Source organism: uncultured Maribacter sp. (assembly GCF_963975365.1).
Classification (GTDB): domain Bacteria; phylum Bacteroidota; class Bacteroidia; order Flavobacteriales; family Flavobacteriaceae; genus Maribacter.
The window spans coordinates 34853-47249 of sequence record NZ_CAXBGF010000007.1; the positions used below are offsets into that span (position 1 = coordinate 34853).

Sequence of the window (12397 nt, forward strand, 5' to 3'; positions counted from 1 at the left end):
GGGAGGCTTAAATGACCTCCCTTTTTTATTGCCTGCCCGTTCAGGTTTTACAATACGCCACGAGGCAAATGAATACCTTTTGTCCGTATAATGCTTTCCTGAACCTTTGGAGCTTCTTTCTGCTTTTCTGCCTGCTCCGGAGCATCTTGTTTGGTTTCTGGTGTAATAGATAGCTGTATCTTTCTTTCTACGGCAGCCAGTTCCGTTTTGAGTTCGCCCAGTTTACTTTCTTTCGACCAAGTACCGTTAACCACTTCCTGAAGAATGGGCAGGTCTTTTTGTATCTCCGTAATTTTCTTGTGCTCCTGCTCGATATAGCCGGGCAATTTCTCCAGTGCATTAAGGAAGTTCGTAGCAGCCAGCTTTTCATCTTTAGCAATCACACCGTTGTTGTAGGTATATTTGATATTGCCCTCGCCCTGTACCAAAAAACGGTTTACCCTTATATCCACACCCTCTTTTTCGGACATTTCCGTTTTTACCAAAAGCGTAAATCCGTATAACGTACCGATTTCTTCATACTGACCTCCGGTTCGGGCTTTGTCCGCAATCTGGTTGAGTTTTGCACCGATTTGTTTAATATCGGCATTGGGCGGTAAGCCATCCAACTGTACAGGATTTACGATTGTACCGTCTGACCGTTTTTGGATACGCTCTTGCAGATTATTCCAATCAAGGCTCATACGGTTTAAACGAGATTGAGTGCTTTGCAACATTTCCGTATAATCTTCCAATTTGTACTTCGCACTATACTTTGAACGGTTGAACGCCTGTTTTTCGCTTTCCAACCCGGCAATCTGTTTTTCCAATTTGGCTTTATCCAACAGGTCTGTATTTCCTGATAGGATAGCCACGTATTCCGAAAAATTCATTCCCGATTTTTCGTCCATACTGCCCTCGTCAATAGTACGTTTGCCGAGGTTATTGTTTTTTAATTGGTCTATAAAAAGTTGCTTATTGTACAACAGATTGAACTTGTAACTATCCAATGATTTTTCTACGGCATAGATAATCACATCTACTTTGTTATCGGCAAAGAATTTGGCAATCTCATTACCTTTTCGAACGGCTCTGCCGTCCCTTTGAGCAAGGTCGCTTGGTCGCCACGGCGTATCGAGATGATGAACGGCAACGGCTCTTTTCTGTGCGTTCACGCCAGTTCCGAGCATACTTGTGGAACCGAACAACACACGGATTTTGCCCTCGTTCATTCCTTTGATAAGTTCCTTACGTTGCTTATCATTTTTGCCTTCCTGTATAAAACGGATTTCGTTTGCAGGTATGCCGTGGTCTTCCACGAGCTTGCGTTTGATTTCGGAGTACACATTCCATTCGCCCGGCTTGTAGGTTCCCAAATCGGAGAAAACGAACTGTGTTCCTTTCTGTGCGTTGTATTGGTTGTAATACTTGGTAATGTTTGCCGCACAATGCGAAGCCTTGTTATCGGGGTGGTCATCATACGCACCGCTTACCATCCGCATATCCAAAGACATTTTACGGGCGTAGTCCGTTGCGATGAGCATCTTTGCTTTTTCTTCCGATGGAGATAAAGGTGCTCTTCCGAGTAGTTCTCCTTTTCCTGTTTTTGCAAATTCCATCAGACTTTGGATAAATTCTTCCTGGTCGGGAGTAGGCGGTATATTGTACAACACCTCGTTCTTATTGGGGCGGTCAATTCCTATATCTTTTGCCGTTCGGTAATCCGTAATTTCGGAGTAGAATTGTGCCAGTTCCGGCACTTTGATAAAGTATCGGAAACGTTCTTTAGCTACAATGTTGTTAGCAACAGAAAATTCATAATCGGTCGTTTTCCTTGCATAGATAGCTGCCCACGCATCAAAAGAATGAATGCCCTGTTTTTCCAATGCCCGTGGTCGCAGGTATTTGAACAGCAGATATAGTTCCGTTAATGAGTTGCTGATGGTAGTTCCTGAAAGAAAGGTTGCTCCCATATCCGCATTGGTACGCTCCTGAATAGTACGGATAGCAAAGAGCAGGTTCAATGCTTTTTGGCTTCCGTCCACATTGCCCAATCCGGCAACCCTTGTATGCCTTGTGTTGAACATCAGGTTTTTGAATTGGTGGCTTTCATCAACGAACAAGTGGTCAATGCCCATCATCTTAAAATCCACCACATCATCTTTTCGGTTTTCAATATCGTGTTGCAGGGTTTTGAGCTTGACTTCGAGGTTTTCTTTCCGCTTGATTACTCCGGCAAGCATCCCTCTGGTAACTTCCTTGCCTTGCGATTGCAGGGCATCGAGGTTACGCTCTACGCTGTCTAATTCTATTTGGAGTATTTCTTTTTGAATTTCGGGCGATTGCGGTATCATTCCGAATTGGTCGTGTGTCAGTATCACACAATCCCAATCGTTGTTTTTAATGTCGCCAAAAATCCGCAGGCGTTTTTGGGGCGTAAAATCTTCCTTGCCAGGAAACAGAATTTTTGCGTGTGGGTAAGCCGTGCGGTAGGCTTCGGCAATTTCGTGAACATTGCTTTTCAGCCCGATAATCATAGGCTTATGGGCTAACCCCAAACGCTTCATTTCCTGTGCAGCCGTACACATTACCAACGTTTTTCCTGCACCTACTTCGTGGTCGCAAATTGCCCCGTTGTTGAGCTTTATCATCCAAACGGCATCCTTTTGGCTCGAATACAGGTCATTAATGCCTAAGCCCTTGCAGTCTAATCCCGGAAACTCCTGATGTGTGCCGTCGTAGTTAGGGCGGACGAAACAGTTAAACGTATCATTATATTGGTCGGTCAGCCTTGTTTTGAACTCATCGTTTTGGGCGTGAAGCCAATCGGTAAAGGCGTTGCGGATTTCATCAATCTTAGTATTCGCCATTTGTATGGCTTCCATATCCCGCACTTTGACATCTTTGCCTTCAACCGTTATTGTTTTTGAAATATCGGGCGTGGTATTGACAAGGGCGTGTTTGAGCAGGGCAATCCCATCATACGTCCGGCTTTGGGCTTTGACGGCGTATTTCTCCCAAATGTGTACGTTCTTCTGTTTGCAGGTTACGGAAAAGTCATCGGCACTGTCGGAATAATGGACACGGACTTCTGCATCGAACAGGTGCGATGCAAACCGGGCATAAATACCTGTGGGTATCCAGCGTTCGCCCAGATTAAAATCGAGTTCTTCAAATTCAATTCGTATTGGTCTTGCTTCCTCTAATACGGTAAGGCTTTCTTTGGCTTGTGTATCATCGGGATTGCTTTCGAGATAGGCTCTGACTTTCTCCGCTTTTTCCACTACGTTCCCTGCAATCCAGCGTTCGGCTATTTCATATTCCTTTTGAAGTGGATTGTAGTAGATACGACCGTGTAAGGCTTCTTTCAAAGCATCGTCAGGCATACCGCTGATTTCGGACATAAAGTCCAAATCCACGCTTCCGTACTTGTTCAACGAAGCTGATAACGCTTCTTCGGGATTATCCGTTGCTATGGTTATAGTAGAAAAACTAACAGGTCTGCTGAATATATCGGCTTTGTGTACCACGCCACCAATAACACGTTCCAAATAAGGGATTTCCTTACCGGAACTATCCGTTTTGATGAGCTTGATATTATCGGCACTGTTGAGGTTGCCGTACCTTTTAATAAAGGCATCGTAAAGGCGATTAAGGTTTTCCCTTTCTTCTTTGTATTCGGTCTGATGCTGTGCCTCTTTTGTGTAAAGCTGTTGGTAAACATCACGCACCCCGATATACGCTTCGGCTCTTGCTTTCTGTAAGGTCGGTAACTGTAAAGGGTGGAATACAGCCGTACCGTCTGCTATATCTACATCTTGCAGATGACCGACCCAACCATTATCCACCACAAGGCAATCGTTGCGATGGAACGATTGCAGTTTGCCACTGTACGGAGCAGGTTCGGGAATGGTATCGGGAATAGCTGGCTTATCAGCTTGGCCATTCTCATTGATACTTGAAAACAGGTCGCCGATAACTTCCTGTTTTTTGCCGTTGGCTGATGTATTTCCATTGGTAGGTCTATTAGTAACAGGAGGCGTATAAGGTTGTTGCATCGCACTGAACAGGTCGGTTTGGCGACCTATTGCACGGCGGTTTGTTTTAGTGCTTTGCCTTTTGGCTTGCGTGGTTCTTTTGGGCGGAGCAGCAACCATTACAGGTTCGTCCGCATTTTCAAACAGGTCGAAGATGCTTAGTTGCTTTAATTCCTGTGGGCTTTCCCGATGGGTTACAGGCGTGGGTACAGGTTGCGGTTTTGGCTGAATGATTACAGGCTCAATAACCGGAGGTGTAACCGTTGGTTCAATCGGAATTTGTATTATAGGTTCATCGTTCCGTTCGCCTTTGTACAAACCTATATTCAGGTGCTTGCCAAAATCTTCGGAAAGCATTTGTTTTAAATCTTTGGCAATTCCCTCAACGCCGTCTTTATGCGTATAGATTAATGCAGGTTGTCCGTATGGGTCGGTATCTAATTTACGTTCGGTATGCACAATCCTTGTGTTGTCCTGAAAGAGTGCATTACCAGGTGTATTGTATTCTGTTTGCCTGCTTTGGCAAAACAGATCTTCCCTTTCGGTCAGATTTTGTTTTGCCGTATTCTTTTGCAGGATAATCAGGTCGCTTCCGACTTCTGTACCTGCATATTCTGTAAAAAGATTGTTGGGTAAGCGAACAACCGAAACCAGATTATTATCCTGCATTAACGCCTTGCGTATGGGTTCGTTCTTAGGGCTGTTCAGAATGCCCTGTGAAGTAATGTAAACCAACAAACCGCCCTCACGGAGCATATCAGCACCTTTCAGAAAAAAGTAATTGTGTATGCTTCGGGCTGCCTGTACTTTTGCACTGTCCCTGCTACGGGAATAGGAAAGGTCGAAAACGGAAGTATCGCCAAATGGTATATTGCTGGCAATTACATCATAGCTGTTTTGTTCCTTTTCGAGAATTTCTTCAAAACCACTTACACGGATATTGCTTTCGGGGTAAAGCTGTTTTAAAATCTTGCCTGTGAGCAAGTCTTTTTCATAAGCGGTAATACTTTGTTGGTTTTCCGAAAAGGACTGTACGAATGAGCCGATACCTGCGGACGGTTCAAGGAATTTATCAATGTTCAGACCTCTTTCACGCAAGGTTGCGGAAATCGCATCTATTACCTGTGGCGGTGTATAAAAAGCTGTCAGTACGGAACTTTTCATACTGTCCACATACCTGCGGTATTGCTTATCGTCTTCGGAATTTTCTTTGAGCAGTTGGTGGAGTTCCTGCGTAATAGGGAAAAGGTCGTGTTCGGTTTTTCTCCAATGATTGATGTCTATTTCGTTGGCTATGGGGTTCAGCACGAATTTAAGACCGCCAAATCCGCTGTATTGCATCATTAGCAGTCTTTCGCCTACGGTGGCTTGCCGTTTCTCCTTTTCCAGTTTAAAAGCAATTCGCAGGGCATCAATATTCTGTTGGAGATGTTGCTTCTTACTGAAGCCCATTTTCCTCTATCCATATTGCGATGGTTCCAGTCAGTTCGGTATAGAGTAAATCAAACTCATAACCGTAGGCGAAATCATCGGTTAATTCATATCCTGCGAGAACAGCCTCACAGACAGGGAACATTTTAAGGGCAAACGGTCGCAGTTCCTCATCTGCCATTACGGTATCAAACTCATTGCATACCACCTGAAAAACAGTGTCGAATTTGGAGAAGTGTAAGCCCTCAAAAAGTATGTAGTTGGCTATTTCATTGCATTGCTCAATGGGGTTTCCCGCCCTGAAAGCACCCTCATAAGCATTGGAAGCCCACGAAGAACGCTGGTCGATAAATTTTTGGTCGTGTGCCTTTTCGGGGAAGCTACTGTTTAACAGTTCTTGCAGTCGTAATCTGAAATACGATAGGTCTTTTTGCTGTACATCCATACTATATTTTGTTTTAGAATTTTACTTAAATCCTAAAATTAGAAGCAGGAGCAAATGCCTATGAGAATGTTGCAGGGTTTGGCTTTGAAAGGCAGGATTTGGCGTAATAGGCAACAAAAAACCTCCGATAATTCGGAGGTTCATTTTTATGGCTTATTCAAGATTTGAAGCATCCTGCCGACTTCAATATCCATTCTTGAAAAGGCAAACCATTTTTTGCCCAGGTCTTTGAGTGATGCCCCGATGTGGTAGAGTTCTGTATGGTCAATAATCAAGAAACGGTCGTGGGCATCGGAGAAAAGCTCAATATCTACCGGAGGATATTGGCTATTGTAGCGTTGTAAATCCAACCGTAATTGATTACTGATATTTTTAGTAAGGATTGTGGCTGTTACATTGTCTTTGCGTTTCCCCAATAACGTAAGCACGGTATCATCCACATAATTATCAAGCAGGATAATGGAACTTGTGGCATTGCGGATAATATCGGAAACAAAGGCATAGGCATCAAAAACCTGCCCGTTATAGAAAATGCCTTTTTCGCTGTGCAGCTTATCACTTTCCAAAGCCTTAAAAATCTCTTCAAATTTTTGGTCGGCTTCCAGTTGCTTTAACTCGATATTATCCAAACGATGAAACAAAGAAGCATTGCTAATAAGCATACGCCGCATTTCTACAAAGGCTTCCATTATTTCAACACTCATTTTAACGGCTATGTCTGAACGGAGTATGGCAGATGCCATTGCAACGCCTTGTTCGGTAAAAACATAGGGTAAATAACGTCTGCCGCCGTAGCTCAAACTTGAGGTTCCAATTTGGAACCTCAAGTTTTCAACTTCCTCTTCGGTCAGTTGAAAGCAGAATGATACAGGAAATCGCTCAATATTTCTTTTAACGGCTTTGTTCAGGTTCTTTGTTTCTACCTGATATAAGGCAGCGAGGTCACTATCCAACATTACCTGTTTGCCCCGGATAGTATAAATCAGGTTCCTGATTTCTTTGGGTACGATTGACGGTTTATTTTCCATTGCGTTTACTGCTTTTGTTTTTCTCAAACTCAAAAGAGGTACTACAATCGGCATTCAACACGATATACGCATCGAATTTCTTACCTGCTTTGCTTGTCATTCCTTTGATTAAAGAGGTTTTGCCTTTATTGACAAGGCTTGTTACATTTTCGATACTGATTTGCACACCGCAGACGATACGGAACTGTACCCAACTACAAACCTCATCGGGACACTTCACAATTTTATCACGGATAATGAGTTGCTGGCTTTTGCATTTAGGGCAAACCAACTTCGGTAGGTTGTTTTGAGCAATAGAAGTTTGCAGCAATTCATCGGTAATGGATTTGGCATAGGTTTCCATTTCCTTTTGAAATGTTCCGGCATCCGCTTCGTTGTTCTCGATTTTCTGCAATGCCAATTCCCATTCGGCGGTCATTGCCACATCCGCAATTTTTCGGTCTTTGACAAGCCCGTACACCTGCAATCCTTTTTCCGTAGGGATTAATGAACGTTTATCCCTTTGGATATAATTGCGGGTAAACAGGGTTTCGATAATGGCGGCTCTTGTAGCCGGAGTACCGATACCGATATTTTTGAGGGCTTTGCGCTCTTCCTCGTTCTCGATTTCTTTCCCTGCGGTTTCCATAGCCGACAAAAGCCCGGCTTCGGTGTAAAGCACTGGCGGTTTGGTCTGCTTTTCCAAAACGGCGGCTTCCTTTATTTTGAGTTCATCGCCTTTATTCAGTTCAGGTAGTTCCTGTACCGGCTCTTCGCCATCATCGGTAAAACTTCCTTTGATGGAACGCCAACCCGCTTCCTGAATTTTACAGCCTTTTGCCGTAAAGTCGTAATGCAATACCTGTAATGATACATCGGTTATTTCTTTGACACAGGCTTGTGATATGGCTTCGAGCAACCGAAGCGCAATCATATTGTAAATCTTGTTTTCGTCTGCATTGAGTACGGACGGCACTTTATCCGTAATCAACAAACCGTGATGGTCCGTTACACGGAGGTCATTCACGATACGTTTGTTGAACCGTCCCCATTTGATTTTGGTAAGGGCTTGCTTGCAATCTTCACGGTTCTGCAATGCCCGCACAAGGTTTGGAATTTCAGCCCACATATCTTCAGGAATGTATTTGCTTCCGGTACGTGGGTACGTGATAAATTTCTTTTCGTACAGGCTTTGTGCGATATTAAGCGTTGCTTCAGCAGATAATTTCAGTCTTTTGTTAGCTTCCTTTTGTAAGCCTGTCAAATCAAAAAGCAAGGGCGGTTGTTCTGTAACGCTTTTGGTTTCTACCGAGGTAACAGTTGCCGTTGTGCCACGCTGAATAGCTCTAAGGGTATCATCGGCAAGTTGCTTTTCTTCCCATTTGGTAGCGGAAATACTTTTGAAATCAACCTGCGTTTTGTTGTGCATCAACTGTATCTGCCAGTATTTCTTTACCGTGAAATTCTTATTGTCAAGGTAGCGTTTGCATATCAAAGCCAGTGTGGGTGTTTGCACTCTTCCGAGCGAATAGATACCGTTACCTGCGGCTATACTCAATGCCTGTGTAGCATTGATGCCTACAAGCCAGTCGGCACGGCTTCTGCCTTGCGCAGCCTGGTACAATCCGTCAAATGCTGCCCCGTCTTTCAGGTTGTCAAAACCCTGCTTTATTGCCTTTTCGGTAAGTGAACTTATCCAAAGGCGTTCAAAAGGCTTGTTGCATTTCAGGTACTCATAAATGTACCTGAAAATGAGTTCGCCCTCACGACCTGCATCGGTAGCAACGATGATGCTGTTGCTTTGCTTAAAAAGTTGCTCAATGACTTTCAATTGCTTTAATGCGCCAGTATCGGCGGTGTACCCTTTATCTTTTTTGACCTTGCGGACGGTCAATAAAAACGGGTTGGGCAATATCGGCAGGGATGCTTTATCAAATCCCGAAATGCCATAATCTTCGGGCATTCCCAGTCCTATTAAATGACCGAATGCCCACGTAACAAAATAGCCGTTACCTGTCAGGTAGCCGTCCTTTTTATCGGATGCTCCCACAAGTCCGGCTATTTCCCTTGCTACGCTTGGTTTTTCTGCAATAATTGTTTTCATATCGTACTACATTTTTCTGCCTTTGGATTTTGCAGGGGTTTCGGGCTTTTCCTGTTGTTCCTGCTGCTGCTTGTTTTTTGGACTTTGCTGCCCGGACTTTAAAGGCTCTTGGACGTTTTTGGTCGCTTCGTTGGTTTTGCCCTCCGAATTGACGGCAGTCTGCGTTTTGTGGGCTTCGGTGGGTTTTACTCTTTCCTTATACTGATTGGGAAACTCGAACCCGGTTTTTCCTGTATCCTTATTGAAAGTGATATAGCCCTGATAAGGTTGCCCTTTTTTATCTTTTAATCCATCAATGTAGATGGTTTGACCTGCTTTGAAATCCTTATGTTGCTCATCGGTCAGCTCTTTGCCCCTAAATGTTTTTGGAGCTTCCTGCGGTTGGCTTTGCTGATTATTTTGTCCTTTGCTTTGGGCTTGACCGTTGCTTTGGGTTTGCCTGTTGGAATTATTGCGGTCAAACAGGAACTCCACATAACGCTTGTCTGCATTGAACTGTACTGTTGCCGAGAACTCCGTTCCTTTGGTGGAAATCATACCCTCTAACTTTAGCGGTTTACCCTCCATTAAAGTTTGCTTTTGTTCCTCATTCAGCTTTACGCCCTTAATTTCATCGGGAATTTTTATGAACTCTGTCCGTAATGCAATTACATCGTTTGTCAGCCTGTCAATACTGATAATAGACGGCATCAATTCGCCTGTTTTGGAATTTACCAAATTAACGACACGCCCCATATTGCCCGTTTCGAGCAGGTTTTTCTTGTCTTCATCGGTAAACTTGTGACCAAAAAACTCGAAGTGGAGGTTAGGCTCTTTTTTGATACCGTGTATTGCTACGATAACATTTCCATCTTCGGCTTGCTGTAAAGACAGGCGGGCATCTGTGCGAAGAACAGAACCTCCGAAATTAACGCCAATCGGTAAAAGTTCATTGGTTTTGTAACCTCGTAGCAAAGGGTCAAGCAGGTTTCTTTTTTCAAGATATTCCTTGCTTAACCCGAGATTTTTCATTGTGTCCCAATCAATCTGTTCCGGCTTGTAGCGATATTCGCTTACTTCCGGTGTTGTTTGTGCTGTTGCCATATTATTTTGATTTTCTTGTTTTTTATCCTGCTGTGGTTCTGTCTTCACTTCGTATTCTTTCATCACTTTTTCGCCCTCGGGAGTAGGCTTATCTACCTGCTTTTGCAACTCCTGTGCTTTATCAATAGCAAGAGGTGCAGGCACTTTGAAGAATGAAAAATTGGTAGGGTTCTTTAACTGACTGAAAAAATTGGAAAAGAAGTTGGAAAAGAAATCACCGCTTTTGTCCACACGCATAAACTGGTTTTGGTTCTTCTTTGTGGGTTCTACGGTTTCCATTTTCCCGTTTTCGTCAATACTCTTTACGGCTTGGATTTTCATTTTCTCTTTATCCAGCACCAGTAATATGTCCGATAGCTGTTCAGGCATATCCTGTTTATTAGTTGTTTCTTCGCTCATAATCTGAAAATTTTAAAAATTCACTGTCGAATGTAAAGGAAGCCTTCACTGATTTGCATTATGTGGCAGTCAAAGGCAGTGTTTGTCACTTATTGGCATCCAGTTTGGGCAAGGGAGGGTTAAAACTTTCCCTGATGAACTGATGCACATCGGACAGCTTGTAATACAGTTTTCCGCTAATGGTATAATAAGGGAGCTTGCCGATGGAGCGATACCGTTGCAGGGAACGGTTACTTATTTTCAACATTTGCAATAAATCCTGATTATCCAGTAATTCCTCGCCGTCTATGCTGTTGCGCTTCTTTTGTAAATCGTCTATGTGGTTGCCGAGAATGTCAAGCCTATCCATTATGCGTTCCATCCACGCCACAAATTCCATTTTGTCGATATTCATACGAGTACGCCTTTAATTATTACCTGATTTCAGCTTTCTGCCTTTTTCGATATAGCTTTTGCCTTTCGCCATAAGCTCTTCTACATATTCATTGGTGGTCTGCACAGCGTTTGCGTTGAGCATTTCCTTGATAGCACCAATCGTATAGTAATACTGTCCATACATTTTTGAAAAAGCAATCTGCCCGTTGGTACGCATACGCCACAATGTTTTTTCGCTGATGTGGAGATACTGGCAGACTTCGTGATTGTTGAGCCATAAGCTATCGTAACTTGTATCTTCAAGTTTGAGGATATATTCGCTTATGGCTTTCAACCGTTCATTGAGGTGCTTCCACACTTCTTCGTCAACTGTTATAATGTTCATAGCACTGCTGTTTAATGTTCACAGGACAAAATTCAGAACTGTGGCAGTGTTTGTCTGCCAATGCTTGCCAATTGAAAAAGCGTTTTTTTGAAAATTTTACAATTTGTCGTAAACCCTTATTAAATAAGAGTTTCGGTAGATTTTCCCATTTTTCGGTTATGGAAATAAGTCCATTTGCCAATTGGCATATATGGGTAAGTGCAGGCACAAAAAAAAGCAATACGGAATGTGTATTGCTTTCAAACCCTTTACGGACGGACTATTTATAAATCCTTATCCATATATTCTTCAAGAGCCTGTTTCAACTGGTCTAAAAATAATGTCCGTGAGCCTGCACGGGTTTTCATTCTATGGAATGCGTGATGCACATCGGTCAGTGAAATTCGGAATAAGACCTGCGAAATGGCAGTGAGCTTTCGGATGCCGATTTTACCACCTGAAATAGCGCCCGATGCGTACAGGGCATACATCAGCTCAACCAGTGCGTTTTTGCTGTCCGTCCAAGAAAGTTCTTTGATACCTTCTGCGTTCTGAAAATATACATCGAGATTATCTTCGGGGTTGATTTTGGTTAAGAGGTAGGCGTATAATAGGTCATTAGCGATGATGCGGGCTACTTTGTAATCGTAATAGGTAGAGAATTGCGGGTCGATTTCAAAGACGTAACTGTTAAGCCCATCGAGGTAATTTATCTGCCCTCGCTTAAAGTATTCGTTATCCTTATCCACCCTGCCCGAACGGTAGTACCTATAAAAATGGGAGTTGCAGATATGTTCCCTAAATTCAATCTTTAACTCCTGTAAATGGTTAGCGAAATAAGTATGATACATTTTCCCGTTATTAACCGGGCAAGCGGTTTCTATCCGGTAGAGCTTATTGTAGTAGATGAGTTTGCCCAGGATTTGGGGTTTAACCATTTTGAAAAACTCAATCTCTTTTGCCTCATTGACAAAGCCCGAATTTAAAACACATTCTTTTGACGAAACCAGTAGCTCCTGAAGATAAACCGTCATTTGAAAAGCCTCTTCAATCAGCCCCGAGCACGTAAGTGATAGTTTCCGTTCCTTCTCCTGAATTTCGCTAACAATATTGCCTAATGATTTTCTCATAGTAGGGAGGATTTTGTTACTGATACTTTGTTACTGATACAGT

General features: G+C 43.1%; 8 protein-coding genes. All 8 read right to left on the reverse strand.

All coding sequences use genetic code 11. The features are described from left to right. Window positions 1-47 precede the first annotated feature (47 nt). The 8 genes from AACZ49_RS09815 to AACZ49_RS09850 all read right to left on the reverse strand — a co-directional run bounded on the left by AACZ49_RS09815 (window position 48) and on the right by AACZ49_RS09850 (window position 12354). On the reverse strand, window positions 48-5468 hold the full coding sequence (locus AACZ49_RS09815) for an N-6 DNA methylase (protein ID WP_120181169.1): 5421 nt from the start codon (window positions 5466-5468) through the stop codon (window positions 48-50). Continuing rightward, complete coding sequence (locus AACZ49_RS09820; protein WP_120181168.1) at window positions 5455-5892, reverse strand: DUF1896 domain-containing protein; 438 nt, start codon at window positions 5890-5892, stop codon at window positions 5455-5457. The genes AACZ49_RS09815 and AACZ49_RS09820 overlap by 14 nt, the downstream gene beginning before the upstream one ends. 146 nt (window positions 5893-6038) lie before the next feature. Further along, complete coding sequence (locus tag AACZ49_RS09825; protein WP_249601199.1) at window positions 6039-6920, reverse strand: ORF6N domain-containing protein; 882 nt, start codon at window positions 6918-6920, stop codon at window positions 6039-6041. Further along, window positions 6910-9003 (reverse strand): type IA DNA topoisomerase, encoded by a 2094-nt coding sequence (locus AACZ49_RS09830; protein ID WP_249601198.1) that lies wholly within the window; start codon window positions 9001-9003, stop codon window positions 6910-6912. The genes AACZ49_RS09825 and AACZ49_RS09830 overlap by 11 nt, the downstream gene beginning before the upstream one ends. A gap of 6 nt (window positions 9004-9009) precedes the next feature. Next, the gene (locus AACZ49_RS09835) at window positions 9010-10485 is read right to left on the reverse strand and encodes a DUF3945 domain-containing protein (protein ID WP_249601197.1); all 1476 of its coding nucleotides are present in this window, start codon (window positions 10483-10485) and stop codon (window positions 9010-9012) included. Window positions 10486-10570: 85 nt separating this feature from the next. Beyond that, window positions 10571-10879, reverse strand: a complete 309-nt coding sequence (locus tag AACZ49_RS09840) for a helix-turn-helix domain-containing protein (protein ID WP_002978404.1) — start codon at window positions 10877-10879, stop codon at window positions 10571-10573. Between the two features lie 12 nt (window positions 10880-10891). Continuing rightward, window positions 10892-11245 carry a helix-turn-helix domain-containing protein gene (locus tag AACZ49_RS09845; protein WP_249601196.1) on the reverse strand — a complete coding sequence of 118 codons (354 nt, stop codon included), beginning with the start codon at window positions 11243-11245 and terminating at the stop codon, window positions 10892-10894. Window positions 11246-11508: 263 nt separating this feature from the next. Next, on the reverse strand, window positions 11509-12354 hold the full coding sequence (locus tag AACZ49_RS09850) for an RteC domain-containing protein (RefSeq protein ID WP_249601195.1): 846 nt from the start codon (window positions 12352-12354) through the stop codon (window positions 11509-11511). Window positions 12355-12397: the final 43 nt, after the last annotated feature.

Bases quoted from the DNA above. Each gene is read 5' to 3' on its own strand.
- AACZ49_RS09820 (WP_120181168.1), bottom strand. From the start codon at position 5,892: ATGGATGTACAGCAAAAAGACCTATCGTATTTCAGATTACGACTGCAA.
- AACZ49_RS09825 (WP_249601199.1), bottom strand. From the start codon at position 6,920: ATGGAAAATAAACCGTCAATCGTACCCAAAGAAATCAGGAACCTGATT.
- AACZ49_RS09845 (WP_249601196.1), bottom strand. From the start codon at position 11,245: ATGAACATTATAACAGTTGACGAAGAAGTGTGGAAGCACCTCAATGAA.
- AACZ49_RS09850 (WP_249601195.1), bottom strand. From the start codon at position 12,354: ATGAGAAAATCATTAGGCAATATTGTTAGCGAAATTCAGGAGAAGGAA.
- AACZ49_RS09835 (WP_249601197.1), bottom strand. From the start codon at position 10,485: ATGAGCGAAGAAACAACTAATAAACAGGATATGCCTGAACAGCTATCG.
- AACZ49_RS09815 (WP_120181169.1), bottom strand. From the start codon at position 5,468: ATGGGCTTCAGTAAGAAGCAACATCTCCAACAGAATATTGATGCCCTG.
- AACZ49_RS09830 (WP_249601198.1), bottom strand. From the start codon at position 9,003: ATGAAAACAATTATTGCAGAAAAACCAAGCGTAGCAAGGGAAATAGCC.
- AACZ49_RS09840 (WP_002978404.1), bottom strand. From the start codon at position 10,879: ATGAATATCGACAAAATGGAATTTGTGGCGTGGATGGAACGCATAATG.